19 protein-coding genes are annotated in these 20,348 nt (G+C 74.5%); 6 read left to right on the forward strand and 13 right to left on the reverse strand.

What is annotated here, in order from left to right; genetic code table 11:
• Positions 1-101: 101 nt before the first annotated feature.
• Positions 102-1,364, forward strand: coding sequence for a DUF4185 domain-containing protein (locus ACH4EB_RS07125; protein ID WP_398346314.1), 1,263 nt, complete (start codon positions 102-104; stop codon positions 1,362-1,364).
• Between the two features lie 19 nt (positions 1,365-1,383).
• On the opposite strand, the gene ACH4EB_RS07130 is transcribed toward ACH4EB_RS07125, so the two are convergent.
• The 6 genes from ACH4EB_RS07130 to ACH4EB_RS07155 form a co-directional block, all read right to left on the reverse strand.
• On the reverse strand, positions 1,384-1,782 hold the full coding sequence (locus ACH4EB_RS07130; RefSeq protein ID WP_398346315.1) for a VOC family protein: 399 nt from the start codon (positions 1,780-1,782) through the stop codon (positions 1,384-1,386).
• A 91-nt stretch (positions 1,783-1,873) separates the two neighbouring features.
• Positions 1,874-3,574 carry a CocE/NonD family hydrolase gene (locus ACH4EB_RS07135; RefSeq protein WP_398346316.1) on the reverse strand — a complete coding sequence of 567 codons (1,701 nt, stop codon included), beginning with the start codon at positions 3,572-3,574 and terminating at the stop codon, positions 1,874-1,876.
• A gap of 159 nt (positions 3,575-3,733) precedes the next feature.
• On the reverse strand, positions 3,734-5,317 hold the full coding sequence (locus tag ACH4EB_RS07140; RefSeq protein WP_398346317.1) for a GMC family oxidoreductase: 1,584 nt from the start codon (positions 5,315-5,317) through the stop codon (positions 3,734-3,736).
• A gap of 129 nt (positions 5,318-5,446) precedes the next feature.
• On the reverse strand, positions 5,447-6,034 hold the full coding sequence (locus tag ACH4EB_RS07145; protein WP_398346318.1) for a hypothetical protein: 588 nt from the start codon (positions 6,032-6,034) through the stop codon (positions 5,447-5,449).
• A complete protein-coding gene (locus ACH4EB_RS07150; RefSeq protein WP_398346319.1) occupies positions 6,031-7,620 on the reverse strand; it encodes an ATP-binding protein in 1,590 nt (529 codons plus the stop codon). Before ACH4EB_RS07150 ends, ACH4EB_RS07145 begins: the two co-directional genes overlap by 4 nt.
• A gap of 23 nt (positions 7,621-7,643) precedes the next feature.
• Positions 7,644-8,354, reverse strand: coding sequence for a response regulator (locus ACH4EB_RS07155; RefSeq protein ID WP_398346320.1), 711 nt, complete (start codon positions 8,352-8,354; stop codon positions 7,644-7,646).
• A gap of 188 nt (positions 8,355-8,542) precedes the next feature.
• Between ACH4EB_RS07155 and ACH4EB_RS07160 the strand changes: the two genes are divergently transcribed.
• Positions 8,543-9,295: a polysaccharide deacetylase family protein gene (locus tag ACH4EB_RS07160; protein ID WP_398346322.1), complete on the forward strand. Its 753-nt coding sequence runs from the start codon at positions 8,543-8,545 to the stop codon at positions 9,293-9,295.
• Between the two features lie 68 nt (positions 9,296-9,363).
• Here the strand turns inward: ACH4EB_RS07160 and ACH4EB_RS07165 are convergent, their stop codons facing one another.
• From ACH4EB_RS07165 to ACH4EB_RS07175, 3 genes are all read right to left on the reverse strand, one after another.
• The gene (locus ACH4EB_RS07165; protein ID WP_398346323.1) at positions 9,364-9,771 is read right to left on the reverse strand and encodes an SsgA family sporulation/cell division regulator; all 408 of its coding nucleotides are present in this window, start codon (positions 9,769-9,771) and stop codon (positions 9,364-9,366) included.
• Positions 9,772-9,928: 157 nt separating this feature from the next.
• Entirely contained in the window at positions 9,929-11,467 is a 1,539-nt protein-coding gene (locus ACH4EB_RS07170; RefSeq protein ID WP_398346324.1) for a PH domain-containing protein, read from the reverse strand.
• Positions 11,464-11,982 (reverse strand): PH domain-containing protein, encoded by a 519-nt coding sequence (locus ACH4EB_RS07175; protein WP_398346325.1) that lies wholly within the window; start codon positions 11,980-11,982, stop codon positions 11,464-11,466. The genes ACH4EB_RS07170 and ACH4EB_RS07175 overlap by 4 nt, the downstream gene beginning before the upstream one ends.
• A gap of 96 nt (positions 11,983-12,078) precedes the next feature.
• On the opposite strand from ACH4EB_RS07175, the gene ACH4EB_RS07180 reads away from it, so the two are divergent.
• Positions 12,079-12,705: a TetR/AcrR family transcriptional regulator gene (locus ACH4EB_RS07180; protein WP_398346326.1), complete on the forward strand. Its 627-nt coding sequence runs from the start codon at positions 12,079-12,081 to the stop codon at positions 12,703-12,705.
• Between the two features lie 387 nt (positions 12,706-13,092).
• Here ACH4EB_RS07180 and ACH4EB_RS07185 read toward each other — a convergent pair whose 3' ends face one another.
• Positions 13,093-14,061: an aldo/keto reductase gene (locus tag ACH4EB_RS07185; protein ID WP_398346327.1), complete on the reverse strand. Its 969-nt coding sequence runs from the start codon at positions 14,059-14,061 to the stop codon at positions 13,093-13,095.
• A 361-nt stretch (positions 14,062-14,422) separates the two neighbouring features.
• On the reverse strand, positions 14,423-14,836 hold the full coding sequence (locus ACH4EB_RS07190; protein ID WP_398346328.1) for an SsgA family sporulation/cell division regulator: 414 nt from the start codon (positions 14,834-14,836) through the stop codon (positions 14,423-14,425).
• A 277-nt stretch (positions 14,837-15,113) separates the two neighbouring features.
• Here ACH4EB_RS07190 and ACH4EB_RS07195 point away from each other — a divergent pair, with 277 nt between their 5' ends.
• Entirely contained in the window at positions 15,114-16,637 is a 1,524-nt protein-coding gene (locus ACH4EB_RS07195) for a sigma factor (protein ID WP_398346329.1), read from the forward strand.
• Between the two features lie 168 nt (positions 16,638-16,805).
• On the opposite strand, the gene ACH4EB_RS07200 is transcribed toward ACH4EB_RS07195, so the two are convergent.
• Positions 16,806-17,120, reverse strand: coding sequence for a GNAT family N-acetyltransferase (locus ACH4EB_RS07200; protein ID WP_398346330.1), 315 nt, complete (start codon positions 17,118-17,120; stop codon positions 16,806-16,808).
• A 240-nt stretch (positions 17,121-17,360) separates the two neighbouring features.
• On the opposite strand from ACH4EB_RS07200, the gene ACH4EB_RS07205 reads away from it, so the two are divergent.
• Complete coding sequence (locus tag ACH4EB_RS07205) at positions 17,361-18,449, forward strand: oxidoreductase (RefSeq protein ID WP_398346453.1); 1,089 nt, start codon at positions 17,361-17,363, stop codon at positions 18,447-18,449.
• A 55-nt stretch (positions 18,450-18,504) separates the two neighbouring features.
• Here the strand turns inward: ACH4EB_RS07205 and ACH4EB_RS07210 are convergent, their stop codons facing one another.
• Complete coding sequence (locus ACH4EB_RS07210; protein ID WP_398346331.1) at positions 18,505-19,239, reverse strand: class I SAM-dependent methyltransferase; 735 nt, start codon at positions 19,237-19,239, stop codon at positions 18,505-18,507.
• Positions 19,240-19,835: 596 nt separating this feature from the next.
• Between ACH4EB_RS07210 and ACH4EB_RS07215 the strand changes: the two genes are divergently transcribed.
• Positions 19,836-20,246, forward strand: a complete 411-nt coding sequence (locus ACH4EB_RS07215) for a hypothetical protein (RefSeq protein WP_398346332.1) — start codon at positions 19,836-19,838, stop codon at positions 20,244-20,246.
• Positions 20,247-20,348: the final 102 nt, after the last annotated feature.

Raw genomic sequence — 20,348 nt, forward strand, 5'->3', positions numbered from 1 at the left:
GCCGGGCGGATCACCGCATTCTCGGCAGGTCGGGACGGCTCGTGGCCGTCGTACGGCCGGTTCTGTACGGTGGGCGGCCCGCCGCCGTGACGAGGAGGGACATGCGCGTGCCGGTGAGGCGAACCGTCGCCGTGGCGGCGGTGCTCGCCCTGATCGCCGGCCTGGTCCTGCTGCTCACCCTCCCCGGCCGCGACGGCCCGGCATGCACCGGGCGGAAGATCGGCTCATGGGCCGCCGAGTCCCACTTCACCGGCGCGTTCACCCGGTACGGCGACGACAACACCCGGGTGGACGACTGGACCGGCGGCGACGGCACCCACTCCGTCCGGCTGCCCGACGGCCGGACCCTGTGGATCTTCTCCGACACCTTCCTCGACCGGGTGCAGCCCCCGCCCAACCCGCACGGGCAGCCGTACCCCTGGCGCTCCTCCGACACCGGCCGCGCCCCCGCCCCGACGCACAACTCCCTCGTCGTCATGGACCGGGCCGGCCGGCTGGAGCGGACCCTGACCGGCACCACCGGCGCCGGGCCCGGGCCGTTCTTCCCCGACACCCCGGACGGCTGGCGCTGGCCGGTGCAGGCCCACGTGGAACCGCGCACGCCGGGCTCGTCCGAACAGGTCGTACGCGTCCTGCTGTGGAACCGCGCACCGGGCCAGGACCCGTGGATCTTCGGCGTGCCCCGCGCGACCGAGATCGCCACCCTCTCCCTGCCCGGCCTGCGACTGGAGAGCATCACCCCGGCCGTCGACCAGACCTCGGTGCGGGACCCGGGAGACCGGGTCCTGTACGGCACCGCGTCCGTACGGGACGGCGCCTGGACGTACGTGTTCGGCGGCGACGACGGGCCCGGCCGCGCCGGCTCGAACGCCTACCTCGCACGCGTGCCGACCGGGCGCCTGGGCGCGGCCGGGACCTGGCAGTTCTGGGACGGGCGGAACTGGCAGCCGCACGCCGGCCGGGCGGCTCCCGTGCTCCGCGAGGGCCGCGGCCGCGGTGTGGGCAGCGCCTTCACCGTCGTACGGGACGGCGGCACCTGGGTGCTGCTGACGATGGACGACCCCGGGCCGCCGGGCGACGGCCTGTCGTCCCTCACCCTGTACTGGGCCTGCTCGGCCCAGGGCCCGTGGCACGGGCCGGCCGGGCGTGTCACCCCGCCCCGGCCGGCCGACCCCACCGGAGCGCACCGCGTCGCCGTGTACAACCCGCAGGCCCACCCGGACTTCACCGCCGGCGGCGGAGTGCTGGTCAGCTACGACGTCAACTGGCTCGGCCCGCCGGGCGCCCCCTCCGTCGCCCAGGTCAACAGCGCTGTCGAGCTGTACCGTCCGCGCTTCCTGTGGCTGCGGCTGAGCCGCGGCTGACGCTCCGCCGGGCCGGTGGTCAGTCGGTCTTCGGCCCCGACTGGAGCGAGCAGCGCAGCGAGAACGGGTGTCCGGCCGGGTCGGAGTAGATCCGCACCTCGCGGGGGCCGGTGTCGTCCTTGGTGTCCAGCGGGCGCGCGCCGAGGCTGACCGCCTTGCGTTCGGCCTCGTCCATGTCCGCCTCGTCGACCAGCAGGTCCAGGTGGGCCTGGAGGGAGCTGTCGGGACGCGGCCAGGTCGGCGGCGTCATGTTCAGGTCGCGGCGGAAGGACAGCAGAGTGCCGCCCGCGTCGACCTCCACCCGGTCGGGCAGGTGTTCCCTGCGGACTTCGCCCTCCAGGAAGGCGGCGTAGAAGTCCGCCAGTTTCTCCGGGTCGGCGCAGTCGAGCACGATCACGGCGGCTTTGACCAGTCCCATGGCATCTCCTCGGCCCGTGGGCCCTCCTCGGCAGGGCACCGTCACCGGTGCCGGCCGCGCGGCGCGCGGGCCGGGACGACGAGTACCGCGGTCAGGCCGGTTCACTCCCGCCGTGCGGGCCCGGCGCGGTCATCAGCGGCAGCACCACCGCGGAGGGACGGCCCGGCTCGTGGAAGACCTCGAAGCGTATCGGCCGGCAGGCGACGGCCGACGCGGCCGGCTCGCCGGTCCCGTGGTGGCGCGCGAACCGCGGGAACGCGCCGCCCGCCACCTGCACCCGCGGCCGGTGCCCGCGCAGGAAGCGGTAGCCGGTCGGGTGCATCTCCACCCGGGCCGCCACCACACCGTCGCCGTCCGCCGCCGGCGAGCCGGGGCGCAGCCGCAGGATGCCGTCGGTGACGTTGCGCGAGACACCCGCCCGGTCCACGTCACACAGCCGTACGAAGACATCGCCGTACCCGGAGTCCGTACGGACGTGCACCACGGCCGACACCGGGCCGATCAGGTCGAGGTCGCGGGGCAGCGGCCGGCCGGTGAAGACCAGCACGTCGGGCCGCCGTTCGACGGCCGTGTTGTCCTGTTGCCGCACCTCGCCCGGCAGCAGCAGCGGGCCGCCGGTCGACGGGGTCGGGTCGGCGCCGTGGTAGGTGAACCGGTCCGGTGTACTGCCGGGCGGTTCCGGCCAGTCGAGCCCGCCGGACGGCTGGAGGTACAGCGGCGTCGGGGCGGACTGAGGTGGCGGCCAGCGGTCGAAGTCCAGCCAGCGGCCCGCCCGCTGGAGGTAGAGCCGGACCGGCGACTGGTGGAGCTGGGTGGCGTCGCCGGCCAACTGGGCGCTCAGCCACGACACATGGTCGGTGAGCGTGGCCTTCAGTGCGTTCCGGTCGTGGGCCCACGGCCCGATCGTGATCCGCGAGCGGTGTCCGGCGGCGGTCAGCTCGGTGAAGTCCCGTAGCTGGTACGGCAGGAACAGGTCCCACCAGCCGGTCACCATGCTGGTCGGGGTGGTCATCCGCAGCGCCGCCGCGTGGTGGTCGATCGGCGCCCAGAAGGCGTCCCCCGGCTCCGCGTGCGCGCTGACCTCGCGCAGGAAGCGCTCGGGCCGCCCTATGGCCGCGAGGTCGGACTCGCCGACGGGGAGCGTCCGCATCGCGCGCTGCACCCTGCGGGTCTGGAGCGGGTTGGGCAGCAGGCCGCCGAGCGGCGCCTCCTCCTGGGTGCCCGTCGCGGAGGACCACACCAGCATGTTGTGCAGCGCGAGCGCACCGCCCGGGTAGAAGGCGGCGGGGAAGTCGGAGGTGGTGATGCCCAGGCACATCGCTTCCAGTGGCGGGTCGAGGTACGGGCCGATCGCCCACTCCGTGTGCCCGAGGTAACTGGCACCGGCGGTGGCCAGCCGGCCGTCGCACCACGCCCGTGCGCGCAGCCACGCGGCGGTCGCGAGTCCGTCGTCCCGCTCGTGCACGAAGGCGCGGAACTCGCCGCCCGAGCCGAAGACGCCGCGGACGTTCTGCGCCACCACCTGGAAACCCCGCCGCGCCAGCACCCCCGCGAACAGCTTGATGTCGGGCTTGTGCTTGCCGTACGGCGTGCGCAGCAGCACCACCGGCAGCGGCCCGGCGCCGCGCGGCCGGTAGCGGTCGGCGAGCAGTACGGTGCCGTCCCGCATGGGGACGCGCAGGTCCCGCACGCACTCGACGTCGGGTGTGACCGGCTCGGGCATGTCCAGATACCGGTCGACCAGGCGGCCGAACGCCCGACCGGTCCTGTCCCGCAGCATGGATTCCGTCATCGGACCCTCCCGTCCTCCGTCGCGGTCGGTTGCCTCCGGAGGCCGTTCACGCACGGTCCCCGATCGTCACTCCTTGTGCGGTTCCGGGCTCGTCCCGGGTGATCCAGTGTCCGGCTTTCCGGCGTGATGCGCATGTACGCGCCGTGCGGAGCCACGGGGCTACGGGGCACGCAGCAGGTCCGCGGCCCGTTCGGCGATCATCACCGTGGGCGCGTGGGTGTGCCCGCGGGTGATGGACGGCATCACCGAGGCGTCCGCGACGCGCAGCCCCGTCACGCCGCGCACCCGCAGGCGCGGATCGGTCACGGTGTCGTCGCCGGTGCCCATCCGGCAGGTGCCCACCGGGTGGTAGAGCGTTTCCGCGAGGGCGCGCACCGTCTCCCCGGCGGCCTTGTCGTCCTGCTGGCCGGGCCACGGCTCCAGCGGCTCGCCGACGTGCGGGGCCAGCGCCCGGGTCCCGTACAGCCGCTCGGCGAGGCGGACCCCGGCCAGCAACCGCCGCAGGTCCGCCTCGGCCGTCAGATAGCCGGGGTCGATGCGCGGCGGCGCGTCCGGGTCCGGCCCGCCCAGCGTGATCCGGCCGCGGCTCTCCGGCCGCAGCAGGACCACGCCGATGGTGACCCCGTGCTCGGTCGGCGCCTGAAGGCCGTGCTCGACGAACGGGACCGGCGCGAAGATCAGCTCCAGGTCCGGGGCGGCGAGCCCGTCGGTGCTCCGCGGGAACGCGACGGCCTCGCCGATGTTGGAGGTCAGCGGGCCGCGCCGGGACAGCAGATACCGCGCGATGTTGGCCGGGGTGTCGGCGCCGGTGAGCGTGCGGGGCAGCGCGCTCCGCATCAGGACCGGTACGGACAGGTGGTCCTGGAGGTGACGGCCCACGGCGGGGAGTTCGGCCACCGGCTCGATCCCGGCCTCCGCCAACTGGTCGGCGTCGCCCACGCCGGAGCGCAGCAGGAGCTGGGGCGAGCCGACCGCCCCCGCGCACAGCACGACCTCACGGCGGGCCCGCAGCACGCCGCCGGGCAGCTCGACACCGTACGCCCGGCCGTCCTCGAACAGCACCCGGCGCACCTGCCGCCCGGTGACGACGCGCAGGTTCGCGCGGCGCAGCGCCGGGCGCAGATAGCCGTCGGCCGCGCTCCACCGGCGTCCGCGCCGCTGGTTGAGCGGGGTGGGGGCGCAGCCGCTGTGGTCGGGGCCGTTGAGTTCGGCGAGCCGGGGCAGGCCCGCCTCCGCGCAGGCGTCGAGGAAGGCGGTGGTCAGCGGGTGGAGGTCGCGCGCGGGGGAGATCCACAGCGGGCCCGCGGTGCCGTGCGCCGTACCGCCGGGCGGTCCGGCCCAGCGCTCGGCGCGCCGGAAGTAGCGGGCCACCTCGCCCCAGGACCACTCCTCGCCCGCCGTTTCGGCCCAGCCGTCGTAGTCGTCGCGGTGGCCGCGCACCCACATCATCGCGTTGAGCGACGAGGAGCCGCCCAGGGTCCGGCCGCGCGGCCAGTACAACTCCCGCCCGTGCAGGCCCGCCTGGGGCGTCGTCGTGAAGTTCCAGTCGTACGGCGTGCGGAAGAGTTTGGGGAACGCCGCCGGGACGCGGACCTCCTGCTTGCGGTCCGGTCCGCCCGCTTCCACCAGGGCCACCCGTACCGTCGGGTCCTCGGACAGCCGGGCCGCGAGCACACAGCCCGCGGAGCCGGCGCCGACGACGACGTAGTCGTGAACCTGGTCATGCCGTCCTGAACCGGCCATCCGAGCCCGCCCTCCCGATGCCGCAACGTCCCGCCCCGCACCCGTACTTGCCGGTAGTGATCGTAGGGCAAGGGGGTGGGCGGGCGTCAGAGCCTCCTGGGCTGAGCCCCGGCGGGCGCCGGCCGGGGTTCAGTCCGGCAGCGCGGGGGACGGGCTGGACTGGATGAACGGGAAGGCGTTGGTGCCGCCGCACACCATCGGACCGACCCGCGCGTCGCCGCCCACCAGGGTCACCAGCACGTCCGACGGGCGGCGGCCGCCGGGCACGGAGGCGTTGGCCGCGGTGCACACGAGCTGGCTCATGGAGGCGGTGTCGAGCCGCTTGACGTTCATGGGCAGGCGGACGGTGACCGCACCGTTGTCCGTCTCCGCGGTGACCTTGCCCGGGAGCACGGGCAGCACATTGGTGAGGCCGCGCTGCTGTTCGGCGTCGTTGGGCCCCTTCATCATCAGGTTGATCGCTTCCTCGGGGCCGACCGGCGCGGTCGCCGGACGGCTGGCGGGGCGCAGGCCGGTCGGGCCGAGGAAGTAGAGCTGGACGTCGGGCACGGGCTTGCCCGGTGCCTTGAGGCCGTGGGCGGGCTCGCCCGCGTCGATCACCCCGGTCGGCTCGATGCCGCAGCCGGTGAGGGCGCTCGCCGACAGCCCGGCCAGCACGCCCGCGAGCAGTCCGCCCAGCGCGATCCGCCGGGCCCGTGGGGAGTTCGGCACGCTCACGTCTGGTCCGCCTTCCCGGCCGCCGGGTCCTGTGTACGGCGCTCACCGCCGTCCGTCGGGTCCGGCCCGCCGTCCGTGGGCTCCGGCGCCGGCTTCCCGGCCGCCTCCGGTGCGTCCGCGCCGGCCCCCGCCCCCTGGCCGGGCAGTGGCAGTTCGACGGTGAACACCGCCCCGCCTTCGGGGCAGTTGGCGGCGCTCATGGTCCCGCCGTGCAGCCGTACGTTCTCCATGGCGATCGCCAGGCCCAGCCCGCTGCCCTCGGAGCGGGCGCGGGCCGAGTCCGCCTTGTAGAAGCGGTCGAAGACGTGCGGGAGCACCTCGGGGTCGATGCCGGGGCCGCTGTCCATGATGTGGATCACCAGGTGGCCGTCGTCCGGATCCGGCGCCCGCAGCAGGACGCGTACCGGCTCCCCGCCGTGGTGCAGCGCGTTGCCGACCAGGTTGGCCACCACGACGTCCAGCCGCCGCGGGTCCAGCCGTGCCCGTACGCCGTCCGGCAGCTCGGTGCCCACCCGGTCCTGCCAGGCCCTGGCCTGGAGCGTCTTGCGGATCGTCTCGGCGACGTCCACCTCGTCCAGATGCAGCGCGGCGGCCCCGGCGTCGAAGCGCGAGACCTCCATGAGGTCCTCGACCATCCGGGCCAGCTTGTCGGTCTCCTGGCTGATCAGCCGGACGGCGGAGGCGGTGTCGGGGTCGAGCGCGTCGGCGTCCTCGTCGAGCACGTCGGTGACGGCGGTCATCGCCGCCAGCGGGGTCCGCAGCTCGTGCGAGACGTCGGCCGCGAACCGCCGCGCGTTGGCCTCCATGCGCCGCAGGTCCGCGACGCTCTCCTCCAGCTTGGCGGCCATGTCGTTGAACGTCCGGGACAGGTCGGCCAGCTCGTCGGCGCCCTTGACCTCCAGCCGGGTCTCCAGCTTGCCCTCGGCGATCCGCCCGGCGGCCTGCCGCAGCCCGCGCACCGGCCGCAGCACACCGCGGGCCGCGAGCAGCGCCGGGACCACGGCCAGCCCGAGCACCGGCAGGGCGCCGCGCTGCGCGGCGCTCACCAGCGCCTCGACGTTGGCCTCCTCCGCGCGCAGCGGGAGCTGGGCGTAGACGGACAGCGGCGACGCCGTACGGGGCTCGGTCTGCGACCGCATCACCGGCATGCCGATCAGCAGCCACGGCTCACCGTCCCGGTCCACCCGCTGGAACGCCGTCACCTGCCGGCTCTCGACCGATTTCCGCAGCTCGTCGGGGACGCTGACGGGATGGCGCACCCGGCTCGGGTCGTTCTCCGCGACGCCCTGGTACCGGACGTAGACGTCCCAGTCCCTGGCCTTGCCGGAGCGGTCGAGCTGCCGGCTGAACTCGTCCACGTCCGCACGGGTCGGCGGCACGGCGAGGTCCGGCGCGAGCGAATTGACCTGGCCCCGCAGGTCCTTGATCGCGGTGTCCTGTGAGCGCTGGAGGATGGCGTTGCGGGCCTCGCGGTAGGTCAGCGCCGCGGTGGTGAGCGCGCTGACCGCGGCGACCAGCAGGAACGCGACGACGAGCCGGGCCCGCAGCCCGCGCGGCAGCGAGCGGGGCACTGTGGGGCGCCACACCCGGAGGGTGGGCCGAAGACGCTTCACAGGGGGCCGAAGCGGTAGCCGAAGCCGCGTACGGTCTGGACGTACCGGGGACTGCGCGGGGTGTCCTCGATCTTCGTACGCAGCCGCATCACGCACGCGTCCACCAGGCGCGCGTCACCGTGGTAGCTGTGCTCCCAGACGTGCTCCAGGAGCTGCTGGCGGCTGAAGACCTGGCCGGGCGTCGCGGACAGGAACAGCAGCAGTTTCATCTCGGAGGGGGCCAGCGGGAGGTCGGTGCCGCCCTTGGAGACGACGAGTCCGGCACGGTCCACGGCCAGTTCGCCGTAGGTCTCCACGGGGGCGGGACCCGGCTCGGCGGGCCCGGCGGTGTCCCCGTCCGCGGGCAGGGCGGTACGCCGCAGGACCGCGCGGATCCGGGCCTCCAGCACTTCGCCGCGCGCGGGCTTGACGATGTAGTCGTCGGCGCCCGCCTCCAGGCCGAGCACCACGTCGAGGTCGTCGCCGCGGGCGGTGAGCATGATGATCGGGAGCTGGCGGTCGGCGCGGATCCGGCGGCAGACCTCGAAGCCGTCCTTGCCCGGGAGCATCAGGTCCAGCAGCACGATGTCGGGGCGGAAGGCGGGGAGGAGATCCAGGCCGTCCTCGCCGCTGGCCGCGGCCGCCACCTCGTGGCCGCGCCGGCGGAGCGCGAGGGTGACTCCGTCGCGTACGGCGGCGTCGTCCTCGATCAGAAGTACTCGGGGCATGGCACCAGTATCAATAAGTTTCATGATGGATCGGTAACAGGCGCATCCTGCCCGCACTTCTTCGCATCTGTCGTGATGCAAGGCAGTGATCGCGCGAGCGCACCGCAGGGGGAATCGTACGGCGCCGACCGAGGCGCCCATCCGCAGGACCGCGGTGGCCCGCGCACGGCAATAGGGACGGGATACGCATGGCACGGCACGGCAGGCGGAGCGGCATCATCGGGGTGGCCGCGGTGGCGGCGGCGTCGCTCGGGGTGGCCGGCTATCTGACCTTCGGGCAGTCCGGCGCCACCTCCGAGGCGCACGCCGAACCCACCGAACAGGCGCGGACCGCCCCGATCGACCCGAGCATCGTGCACGCCTCCGACCGGCCCGGGAAGAGCCTCAACATCACCATCGACGACGGCCCGGACCCGGTCTGGACCCCGAAGGTGCTGTCCGTGCTGAAGAAGAACGACGTCAAGGCCACCTTCTGCATGATCGGTCCGTCGGCGAAGGCGCACCCGGACCTGGTCAAGCAGGTGGCGGCGGCCGGGCACAAGCTCTGTGACCACACCGTCAGCCACAACACCGGCATGGACCACAAGCCCGAGAGCTTCCAGTCGAAGCAGATCCTCGACGCACAGCAGATGATCGAGCAGGCGGCCGGCGGTCCGCGGGTCGACTACTACCGGGCGCCGGGCGGCGCGTTCACCCCGTACAGCAGGAAGCTGGCCGCGGAGCGGGGGATGCGCCCGCTGGGCTGGAACGTGGACAGCAAGGACTTCGAGCGGCCGGGCACCGACGCGATCGTGCGCACGGTGCGCCGGGAACTGCGCAACGGCCCGACCGTCCTCTTCCACGACGGCGGCGGTGACCGCAGCCAGACGGTCGCGGCGCTGGACCGGCTGCTGCCGTGGATGAAGCAGCAGGGGTACGGGTTCGGATTCCCGAAGCGCTGAGGCGGGGGCGGGGGGCGGTGATCGGGTCCCGGCCTGGCCGGGACCCGGGCCCGTTCTTCACCCGTTCCTCACGCCTCGCCGAGCAGCTCCGCGAGGCCGCGGTCCACGTCGAGCAGTTCCCGGCCCGCGGGCACGGCCCGGTACGTACGGTCCAGGAAGCGGCGCAGGTCGGCGGCGTCGACCTGGACCATCGCGACGCCGTCCTCGACGTGGAACTCCAGCACCGTGCGCTCCCGGCCCAGCGGGCGCACCCGTACGTCACCGGTGCCCGCCGGGGTCCGCAGGCCCTCGGCGAGCAGTTCACGGGCGAAGGCCCAGTCGACCGCGGCGCCGTCCAGCGAGATCTCCGGCGGGAAGGTGATCCGCACCGCGAGCGGGTCGGCCGGGTGATAGTGCAGCACCGCGGGCACGGTCCGGGAGCCGGGAGCGGTCGCGATGAGACGTACCTGGACGGCTTGGTCGATGACACTCTGCACCGCGGCTGCTCCCTTACGGCTGTCGGGTCGGGGACATGGCTTACACCGTGTAGGACGGTGTGCCCGCCCGCGCCGTGCACGTGACAAGGGTGTGATTTATGTCATGTCCAGGTCGTCATGGTTGGTGGGCAACGCGTGGGTTGACAAGGGTTTGTGATCACGCCCGGTGCCGGGCCGCACGGGACTTCGCGGGGCCGTACACCAGGAACTCCTCCAGGATTCCGGGCGCCGCGGCCGCCGCCAGGGCCGGGGCGTCGTCCGCCGGAATGTCGCGTATGTGGTAGCCGTCCTCCCCGGCGGCGACCGCGGCGGTGAGGGTCACCAGACCGGACCTCCGGGTGAACGGCGTACTGGAGAACGTCCAGGCCGCCACCGCCTCGCGCCGGAGTGCGACGGTGTCCCGGCTGAACGTGCCGGAGCGCGTGACGAGATACCGCCCGTCGACGCCGTGCCCCAGAGCGCGGTACGCGTCACGGGCCAGCCACCACACCACCGGCACCGACACCAGCGCGAAGACCCAGGCGCAGTGCAGCAGGACAGGGGTCAGCAGGACGCCCGGGACCGCGAGGGCGAGGGTGCCCGGGAGCGTGCCGAGGAGCAGCCCGCGCGTGCGGCGACGGCGCAGGGCCGCCCGCGGGTGCCCGCGGAGCCCGGCGTCGGGGAAGCCGGTACGGAGCGTCCCCGACGCCGTGCGCACCGCCTCGGTGCGCGGCGCGGGCGGCAGAATCACGCTGCGCTTGCGGTTCTCCTCCCGGTTGCCCAGTCCGCCCGCGACCGCGCGTACGGTGGCGCCGCCGCCCGCCCGCAGCAGCAGCGGCTCGCGCAGCACCACACCGCACAGCCGGGCCCGCTCGATGGTCACCGACCGGGTGGTGAGCAGGCCGCGGCGCACCCGCAGCGTGTGCGCGTCGGTCCATTCGAGGCGGAATGTCCACCAGCCCTCGACATAGAGGGCGAGCGCGCCGACCGTGCCGAGGGCGATGACCGCCAACAGCGCGAGCGGGATCGTCACCCACAGCGCGCTGGCGCCGAACTCGTCGAACGCGTCGCGCACGACGCCCAGCTTCCACAGCTCGATGCCCGCGCCGTCCAGGACCCGGTAGGCGCCGCCGGCCGCGGCGAAGACACCGCCGATCACCCAGAAGGTGAGCGGCGCGTAGCGCAGCCAGCGCCAGTTGACGCGGGAGACGACCGGGTCCTCGTCCGTCACCCGGGCGTCGGCGCGGGCCAGCAGCACCGTCCGCAGTTGCTCCGCGTCGGCCGTCGTCAGCGCCTCCAGCGACAGCTCACCGCCGCCGTCCGACGAGCCCGCGGTGCCGGCGCGCAGGACGGTGACGCCGAGCAGCCGGTGCAGCGGCGAGGCCGTGAGGTCGACCGTACGGATGCGGTGCAGCGGCACGGACCGCGTGCGCCGGGTCAGCACCCCGCTGCGCACCTCGAAGGAGTCGCCGGTGACGCGGTAGTCCGTACGGGCCCAGCGGACCGACCCGATCGCGGTGAGGACCGCGAAGGCCGCCGCGATCGAGGCCAGGGTGATCCAGGCGCCGGTTCCGATCCGGCCGCCGGTGGCCAGCGCGGTGAGCGTGAGTGAGCCGAGCGGGGCGGCCATCCAGCCGCAGTGCACCAGGAGGGTGCGCCGGTCCAGGCGGTGCCACCGGGGAGGTGCGCCGGTGACGGAAGGCGTGGCGGTGGTCATGCGGCATCACCCGGTACGGCCTGCGCCGCCTCACCGATGCGCCGCGCCAGCTCCTCGGCGTCCGCGTCGGACAGCCCGGCTATCTTCACGTCGCCGGCGGTGGAGGCGGTGGTGACGGTGATCGTCGCGAGCCCGAACCGCTGCTGCACGGGGCCGCGCACGGTGTCCACGGTCTGCACCCGCGACAGCGGCGCGATCCGCCGCTTCTGCCAGCACCAGCCGCTCGCCGCGTACACCGCGCGGCTGCCCAGCTCCCAGGCGTGCACGGAGTACCGCCACCGCGGCATGACCAGCAGATAGCCGAGCGCCGGCAGGACGAGGACGACCAGCAGGAGCGGGCCGAGCCAGGGCAGGGCGCCGGGGAAGAACAGCACCGAGCAGGCCGCCAGGGCGAGCGCGGTGAGCAGCATCGGCCCGCTGACCGTCAGCAGCGCCTGGACGGTCCACCAGCGGCGGGCGCGGGGATCGACCCGGTTGCGCGGTGGCCGCAGCAAGGGGGTGGCGGGAGCGGGCATGAGGGTCCCCGTTCTTTGGCAAGTCGTTTGTATTGGGTAGCGGTACGTTATAACGGTACGAGCGACTTGTAAAAAAGAAGGCGAGGCCACGGTCACGTGCCGAAGAAGGTGGACCACGAGGCGCGGCGCCGGGAGATCTCCCAGGCGCTGTGGCGGATCGCGAGCACCCGGGGACTGGAGGGCGCGAGCCTGCGGGACGTCGCCGCCGAGGCGGGCATCTCCCTGGGGCGGCTCCAGCACTACTTCCGCACCAAGGACGAGATGCTCGTCTTCGCGCTGCGCCACATCGAGGCCCTGGCCCAACAGCGCATCCGCGAACGCATCGAAGCCCTCGACGAGGAACCCACGCCGCGCGTCGTCCTGCGCGCCTGCCTGACGGGAATGCTGCCGCTGGACGAACAGAGCCGCACCGGCTTCCTGGTGGGCGTCGCCCACTTCCACCGAGCCGTCCACGACCCCTCGCTGCGCACCGACGCCCGCGACGGCATCCCCAAGCTGCGCTCCTTCTTCGCCGCCCAACTGCGGCTGGCGATCCAACGGGGCGAGGTCCCCCCGGAGCGGGACGCCGACGACGAGGCGATGCTGCTGATCAGCCTGGCCGACGGACTCTCGACGTACATCCTGCTGGACGTCCACACCCCCGAGAAGGCCGTCCAGCTCCTGGACCTGCAACTGTCCAAGCTGTTCGCCGGGGTGGAGCGGGACGCCGCGCCGCACCCCTGAGCGTCGGGCGGCCGGAGCGGCGGCCGGGTCGGGTGACGGGACGCCGGGGAGTGCCGCGGCCGGGCCGGAGGACGAGCGGGGCGCCGCGTATGGCTGGACGCCGTTGCCGGACGCGGCCGGGCTCGGCGATCCCGCCATCCGGCTCCACCACGGCACGACCATCGTGAGCACCGGCGGGACCGTGGGCATCCACGGCAAGATCACCTACGCCGACACCGAGAAGCGTCGGACGCGGCGGCTTCCGGGGCCGGAGCGGCCGGAGCGGCCCGCGCCGCCCGACCCGGTCCGACGGCAGTCGCCCGGAACGTGCCCACGGCGGTGGCGTCGGGCGGTCGGTGGAGCGGCGCCGTCGGGATCCGCGTGAGCGGGCCGGCCTCAAGCCGGGGGTCAGAAGCGGGTGCCCTCGGCGGCCGGCAGCGCGTCGAGTTCGGCCAGCGCGGCGGGCGGCAGGGTGACATCCGCCGCGCCGGTGTTGTCCACCAGGTACTTCGGGGTCTTGGTGCCGGGGATCGGGATGACGTACTGCCCCTGGGCGATGACCCAGGCGAGGGCGACCTGCGCGGGGGAGACGCCGCACTCCGCGGCGATGGCGCGGACCTTGCCCACCAGGTCCAGGTTGGCCTTCAGCGCGTCCTGCTGGAAGCGCGGCATCCGGCGACGGTAGTCGTCCTGCGGCAGCTCGTCGAAGGAGGTGATGCTGCCGGTCAGGAAGCCGCGGCCGAGCGGCGAGAACGGCAGGAAGGCGATGCCCTGCCCCTCGCAGTACGGCAGGACTTCATCGAGCGCCTCACGGGTCCACAGCGACAGCTCGGACTGTACGGAGGTGACCGGGTGCACGGCCTGCGCGCGCCGGATCTCCTCGACGGTCGGCTCCGACAGGCCGAGGTGGCGCGCCTTGCCCGCCTGGACGGCCTCGGCCAGCGCGCCCCAGCTCTCCTCGACCGGCACCTCGGGGTCCACCCGGTGGAGCTGGTAGAGGTCCACGTGGTCGGTGCCCAGGCGGCGCAGGCTCGCGTCGATGGAGCGGCGGATGTGCTCCGGGCGGCCGTTGCGCGCAAGGGCGGTTGCGTCGCCCGGCTTCTTCTCGTCGAATTCCAGGCCGACCTTGGTCGCCAGGACCACCCGCTCCCGGTGACCGCCCGCCAGCGCCCGGCCCACCAACTCCTCGTTGGTGTACGGGCCGTAGACATCAGCCGTGTCGATCAGTGTCGCGCCGAGGTCGATCGCCTGCCGGAGCACGCCGACGGACGTGGCCTCGTCCCGGCCGTTCGGGTCGTAGCCGTGGGTCATGCCCATGCAGCCGAGGCCGATGACGCCGACCTCGGGGCCGGTGCTGCCGAGCGTGGTGGTGCGCATGGTGGAGCTCCTCGAAGAGAGTGCTTGATCGATTCGTCGCTCACTCTTCCTGCTGGAGCGCACTCCAAGTCAAGCGGCTGCCGCGTCAGCGAACTGCCGCGTCAGCGAAGAGGCGGGCGCGGCGGCCGTCGCCCTCACCCGCGCGGGTGTCGTCCGGGGGCTGGGCGCCGCCTGGCCGGCGTCGGCCCGGGCGTCGCGCGGGCCGCGCGCGTCTTGGCGCGCTCCCCGGACGTCCTGGTGCGCCCCGCGGCTCGGGAGCTTCTGGCCACCGGCACGTACAGGAGTCGGCGGAGGGCCTCGGGCACGGCGGCTGTACGCCTTTCTCGGGCACGGCTGAGGCAGGACGGCCGCACCCGGCGGCCTACGCCTCGCGCAGCAGGGCCGCCAGGTCGCCCTCGACGTCGAGGTGACGGCTCTCGCTGCCGAGGGCCACCACACCGTACGACCGCATCAGGAACCTGCGCAGGTCGCGGGCCTGGAACTGCACCATGGCCAGGCCGTCGGCGGTGTGGAACTCCAGCATCGCGGTGGCCGGGCCGCACGGCCAGATGTGCACGTCGCCCTTGCCGGACGGCTCCCGCAGGCCCTCCGCCAGCAGATCGCGGGCGAACGTCCACACGACCTCCGCCCCGTCCAGCGACGCCGCCGGTGGGAAGACGACGTGCACCGCGAGCGGGTCGCCGCTGTCGTAACGCAGCCGGGCGGGCACCTCGCGCGACCGGGGCATGGTCGCGATCAGTCGGGCGTGGACGGCTTGGTCGATGACGTGGGGCATCGCCGGCTCCCTGGATGCTCGTGCGGACGGGTCTCTGCCTCTGTGACCCGTAAGACGTGCCGCGTATGACGCCAGTGCACCGAAAGACCGCGTGATGTGCGTCACGAACTTCTGGTTGCGGAGATATGTGCTCCTTACGCTTACGAAATCCATGCAAGGCCGCCAGAACCGGAATGGGTCTGCCCTACACATGAGTGCCGATGACCGGACTCCGGGCGCCCGGCCGGTACCGGGGCAGCTCCGGGCACCGGGGTGACACGTCAGGGGCTGTCCGTTCATGTCCGAAGCATCCGCAGGGTCCCCGGCGTCGGCGGCGGACGACTACACCCGCCTCTACGAGCGCGAACACCCGCGCCTGGTCGCCTACGCGCGGTCGCTGACGACGAGCGCCTGGCTCGCGGAGGACCTCGTCGCCGAGGCGCACTTCCGGGTCTGGCGCCGCATCCGGGCCGGTCACCGCATCGACAACGTCCCGGCCTACCTCCGCACCACCATCCGCCACCTCGCCTCGGCCGTCGGCGCGGCCGCCGCCCGTGAGATACCGCAGGATCCGGAGGACGGGCCGGCGTGGCCCGGCGCCGACCCGGCGGCCGAGCACGCCGACCCGGCGCAGCGCGTCGCCCACGTCGATCTGCTCGCCCGCGTCATGGGGCGCCTCCCGCAGCGCTGGGTGACGGCGCTGTGGCTGGCGGAGGCCGAGGACCAGCCGCTGGAGGTGGTCGGCCAGGTGATCGGGGCGGGCAAGGGCGCCACGGCCGTACTGCTGCACCGGGCCAGGGAGGGGATGCGGCAGGCGTTCCTCGGCTCGGTGCCCGGGACGCCGGACGATCCGGCGTGCGCGGTGCACTGGCAGCGGATGCCCGCGTTCGTACGGGGCGAGGCCACCGCGAAACAGGCCGACGGTGTGACGGGCCACCTCGCGGACTGCCCCGACTGCCGGGCGCGGATGGCGCTGCTGACCCGGGCCAACGACCGGCTGCCCGCGCTCACCGGGCCCGCGCTGCTGGTGCTCCTGGCGGGCGGTTCGGCGAAGTTCCTGCTGCCGCTCGCGGGCGCCGGGGCCGCGGTGGCCGGTGGCGGTCACATGGCCGGGAGCGGCGCGATCGTTTCCGCGCACAAGGCGCTCACGTCCGTACAGGAATCCGTACGGCATCTGCTGCGTGGCCAGCTCGGGCAGGCCGGGCCGGTCGGCGTCACCTTCGCGAGCGTGGGCGTCGCGGTGGTCGCCGGGGTGGTGGTCGCCGCGGGCATCGCGCTGACCGGCGCCGACGCGACGTCGACGGCCGGGCGGACGGCCGCGCCGCCGGGGAAGGCCGGCGGCGCGGACCCGGGCTCCGGTGCCGGCCGGGCGGTGCCCGAGGCCACGGTGGAGCGGTCGGCGCCCCCCGTACCCACCGGCGCTCCGGCCGCACCGCCGGCACCGGACGCGCACGGCACGGCGAGCGCCCCACCGGCGCCCCGCGCGGGCGGACCGACCGCCTCACAGGCTCCCGGGCCGGCCGTTCCGCGAGCCCCCGCACCGACCGCGACCGGGCGGCCGAACCCTTCCCCGGGCCCCACCGGCCCGGCGACGAGCCCCGGCCCGGGCCCTGGCCCGACGGCGTCCGCCCCGACCGGCGGCCCCACGCGGCCCACCACCGGCCCCACTTCCGCCCCCACGGAGCAGCCCACCCCGGCACCGACACCCACGCCGACGATCAGCCCCGTTCCCACTCCCACTCCCACCGCTCCGTCCCCGCCCGCGCACTGCGAATGGGCGTGGTGGAGCTGGGGCCGGGGCTGGATCTGCTACATCGGGTGACGTACGCACCCACCGGGTCGGGTCGGACCGGGTCGGGGCGCCGGTCCCGGCCTGGACACTGGGCCGGGGCCGGGACGGGCCACCGGTCCCGGCCAGGCGGGCCCTGGCCAGGCCACCGGCCCCGACCGGGCCACCACCCCTCGCTCGGCCCCCGGAAACCACCGCCCCTCAGTCCGTGACCACGCTCCGGTTCTCATAGGCGAGGTCCCCGTACTCGGGGTGCCGCTCCATCCAGCCCGCGACGAACGGACACACGGCCAGTACCCGCAGGCCGTCCGCCCGCGCCGCGTCCAGCGCGTGCCGCGTCAGCGCGGACCCGACGCCGTTGCCCTCGTACACCGGGTCGACCTCGGTGTGCACCAGGGCGATGAGTCCCTCGGCGCGCAGATAGGCCGCCACGCCCGCCACTTCGCCGCCGAGCCGGGCCTCGAAGCGGTTCGCGGCGCGGTCGTCGGTCACCGTCACCGGGGCCGGCGCGTTCATGCGCGGATCTCCTGCCGGACCATCGCCGTCTCCTCCCGCGTCGCCCCCCGGCTGCTTCCGCCTCCCCCCTTCAGCACAGTAGGAGGAGCGCCGGGCCCGCGCGAGGCGAGGCGCCGCGCGGCGGGCGGTACGGGGATCTCTGGACGGGGCGGGCCGGCTGGGCTAGCTTCCAGCGTCATGAGGGTCATGGGGAAGCCGGGACAGCCAGGACATCCGGGGCGCGGGAGACGCGGGCGCGTGATGTGGGCGGTGGCCTGTGCCGCCGCGCTCGGTGCCGCGAGCGCGGCCCCCGTTTCGGCGCGGACGCCCGCCGCCCCGCCGTCCACCGCCGCGTCACCGGCCGCTTCCCAGGTGCTGGGCGACGGCTGGGACCTGAAGGACAGCGATTCCGACGCGCGCTTGCGCGGTCTGGCCGCCGTCAGCCGCAGCACCGCCTGGGTGGCCGGCACCGGCGGGACCGTGCTGCGCACCCGCGACGGCGGCGACCACTGGCGCGATGTCTCACCGCCGGGTGCCGAGGCCCTGGAGTTCCGCGACATCGAGGCGTTCGACGCGCGGCACGCCGTGGCCCTGTCGGCCGGGGAGGGGACGGCGTCCCGGGTCTTCCGTACGGACGACGGCGGCGCCACCTGGACGGAGAGTTTCCGCAACACCGACCCGCGCGCCTTCTACGACTGCATGACGTTCTTCGACAGCAGCCACGGCATCGCGCTCGCCGACCCCGTCGACGGGAGGTACCGCGTCCTGTCCACGGTCGACGGCGGCCGCAACTGGCGGGTGCTGCCCACCCGCGGGATGCCGCCGGCCCAGCCCGGCGAGGCGTCCTTCGCGGCCAGTGGCCAGTGCCTGGTCAGCTCCGGCGGGTACGACGCGTGGTTCGCCACCGGTGGCGCGGCGAGGAGCCGTGTCCTGTACTCCCCGGACCGCGGACGGAGCTGGACCGTGTCCGAGACGCCGGTTCCGGCGGGCGACCCGGCGCGCGGTGTCTTCGGGCTGGCGTTCCGCGACCGTACGCACGGACTCGCGGTCGGCGGTGATCACCGGTCCGGCAGGCCTTCGCCGAAGGCCGCCGCGGTGAGTGCGGACGGCGGCGCGTCCTGGCAGGCGTCCGTCCGGCCGCCGAAGCGCTACCGGTCCGGTGTGGCCTGGTTCCCCCGCACCACGCGCGTCGCCCTGGCCGTCGGCCCGACGGGCAGCGACGTCACGTTCGACGGCGGCCGGACCTGGCACACCTTCGACGACGGTTCGTACGACACCGTCGACTGTTCCGCCGACTTCGGCTGCTGGGCGGCGGGGGTGGACGGGCGCGTCGCCCGCCTGGAGCCGTGACGCGCGGCTTCCTCGGACCGGTGCGAGACCGGTCCGAGGGGCGCCGTCCCTGACCTCAGGCGGCGCGCGCCGACACCGCCAGGACGTGCGGTGCGGCCAGGTAGCGGGCGAACAGCGACGCGCTGCCGTCGGCGGCGGTGCGCGGCGGCTGCCAGACGATGCCGGTGAACCCGGCCTCCGTCAGGGCCTGTTCGTGCGCCTCACGGGACCAGTAGTAGGCGGTCGCCTGGAACGTTTCCTCGCCGGCCCGGCCGTGCAGGCCGACGGGGTCGCCGTCGCGCAGGTGGGCGTCGGCCACGGTGAGGTCGAAGCCGTAGGGCCGGTAGTAGTGCGGGACCGTCGCGAAGTCCGGGTTGAGCGTGGCGGCCACGAAGCGGCCGCCCGGGGCGAGCGTGTCGCGGGCGGCGGCGCACAGCCGGACGAGCGCTGCCGGGGTGGCGGCGTACGACAGCGCGTAGACGGCCACGGTCACGTCGAAGGCGCCTTCGAGCGCGTCGGTGGTCGCCGCGTCGAGGACGCGGTAGGACACGCCGAGGGGCTCCACCTCCTCCCGGTGCCGGGCGTGCGCGATCATCCCCGGGGACCGGTCGACGCCGAGCACGCTGTCCGCCCCGTTGCGGGCGAAGAACCGGGCGTAGTGCCCCGAACCACAGGCGAGGTCCAGGACCCGCCGCCCCGCCACGCCGTCCGCCGCGGCGAGGACGGAGGGCATCTCGATGTGCCGTCTGAAAGGCAGCTCGTCGATGCTGCGCTCGTGCAGAGCGGCCATACCGTCGAAGGGGGAAGTCATGACGCTGCCTCAGGAATGCGGGTCGCCGGGCGACGGGCGGGCGGTGGACGGACAGGCGGAGCGGTGTACGCCGGGAGGCCCGCGTCCGCCGGCGGCGAGGCGCCGTTCCCGGCGGTCTCCCGCGGGGGAGAGCGTGCGACCAGGCAAACCGGCGTTCCTCCCTCCGCCCGAGCGGCACCGGCCCCGCCGCGGTGGCCGCCGGCCGGGCACCCGGAGAGCTGTCTACGGAACGCATCATTCCGCAGCTCACGCACGTTACCGGGGAGGCGCCGGGCGAACGGCCGGTGCGCCACCCGCCTCGCCCATGCGGCGTCCGGCGCCGGCCGGCGCCGGACGGTGGCCGCCCGCGCCGTGGCGACGCCCGCCCGGCGGCCGGACCGCCCGGCGGCCACGGGCGGCATGCCGCCGGTGTGTCAGCGGCCTGCCCCACTACCCCGGTGATCCGCGCGGACCGGTCCCTCCCGGCGCGCGGCGACGAACCCGTATGCCTCATCCGGCATGCGGGTGCGCGGTCCACGTCTTGTGATGGGCGATGTGGCGTCGGCTTTCCGTGCGGGAACCGGCCCGTACGCCCGCGCCGTAGGAGACAGATCCATATGCGCACGTCCCGCCTCATATCCACCGGTGCCGCACTCGCGACCGCGGCCGTACTGATGTCGGCCCCGACCGGGCTCGCCGCAACCGCCCCGGCGCCCGACAGCGCGGCGAAGAACAATCTCGTCGTGTCCCCGAACCCCGTACGCGCGGGAGGGACGGTGACCGTGTCCACCACCGCCTGCAGCACCCGCAACAACGCGACGGTCCACGCGAGCCGCAGCGGCATCCCCGGCGTCAGGGACATCGGCCTGTCCCATGACGGCCGCAAGCTCACCGGCAAGCTCCGCATCCCGGTCGGCACCAAGCCGGGCACCTACCGGCTGCGGGGGAACTGCGGGCACGGAGGCAGCGGGCCCACGCCCCTGTACGGCGCGGTGACGGTCAAGGCCCCCAGAGCCGCCGTCGAGTAGGAGCCCAGGGCCCCTGTTGTCCCGGCCTTTCGAGAGACCGTCGCTTTCCGAAGGTCGCCCTGCGGAGCCGGCCGGGCCCCGCAGGGCACCGGAACCACCGTC

This window comes from Streptomyces sp. NPDC018045, assembly GCF_044327445.1.
Classification (GTDB): domain Bacteria; phylum Actinomycetota; class Actinomycetes; order Streptomycetales; family Streptomycetaceae; genus Streptomyces.

Coding starts and splice junctions, on each gene's coding strand:
- ACH4EB_RS07125 (WP_398346314.1), top strand. CDS start 102: ATGCGCGTGCCGGTGAGGCGAACCGTCGCCGTGGCGGCGGTGCTCGCC.
- ACH4EB_RS07130 (WP_398346315.1), bottom strand. CDS start 1,782: ATGGGACTGGTCAAAGCCGCCGTGATCGTGCTCGACTGCGCCGACCCG.
- ACH4EB_RS07135 (WP_398346316.1), bottom strand. CDS start 3,574: ATGACGGAATCCATGCTGCGGGACAGGACCGGTCGGGCGTTCGGCCGC.
- ACH4EB_RS07140 (WP_398346317.1), bottom strand. CDS start 5,317: ATGGCCGGTTCAGGACGGCATGACCAGGTTCACGACTACGTCGTCGTC.
- ACH4EB_RS07155 (WP_398346320.1), bottom strand. CDS start 8,354: ATGCCCCGAGTACTTCTGATCGAGGACGACGCCGCCGTACGCGACGGA.
- ACH4EB_RS07160 (WP_398346322.1), top strand. CDS start 8,543: ATGGCACGGCACGGCAGGCGGAGCGGCATCATCGGGGTGGCCGCGGTG.
- ACH4EB_RS07170 (WP_398346324.1), bottom strand. CDS start 11,467: ATGACCACCGCCACGCCTTCCGTCACCGGCGCACCTCCCCGGTGGCAC.
- ACH4EB_RS07175 (WP_398346325.1), bottom strand. CDS start 11,982: ATGCCCGCTCCCGCCACCCCCTTGCTGCGGCCACCGCGCAACCGGGTC.
- ACH4EB_RS07185 (WP_398346327.1), bottom strand. CDS start 14,061: ATGCGCACCACCACGCTCGGCAGCACCGGCCCCGAGGTCGGCGTCATC.
- ACH4EB_RS07190 (WP_398346328.1), bottom strand. CDS start 14,836: ATGCCCCACGTCATCGACCAAGCCGTCCACGCCCGACTGATCGCGACC.
- ACH4EB_RS07195 (WP_398346329.1), top strand. CDS start 15,114: ATGTCCGAAGCATCCGCAGGGTCCCCGGCGTCGGCGGCGGACGACTAC.
- ACH4EB_RS07200 (WP_398346330.1), bottom strand. CDS start 17,120: ATGAACGCGCCGGCCCCGGTGACGGTGACCGACGACCGCGCCGCGAAC.
- ACH4EB_RS07205 (WP_398346453.1), top strand. CDS start 17,361: ATGTGGGCGGTGGCCTGTGCCGCCGCGCTCGGTGCCGCGAGCGCGGCC.
- ACH4EB_RS07210 (WP_398346331.1), bottom strand. CDS start 19,239: ATGACTTCCCCCTTCGACGGTATGGCCGCTCTGCACGAGCGCAGCATC.
- ACH4EB_RS07215 (WP_398346332.1), top strand. CDS start 19,836: ATGCGCACGTCCCGCCTCATATCCACCGGTGCCGCACTCGCGACCGCG.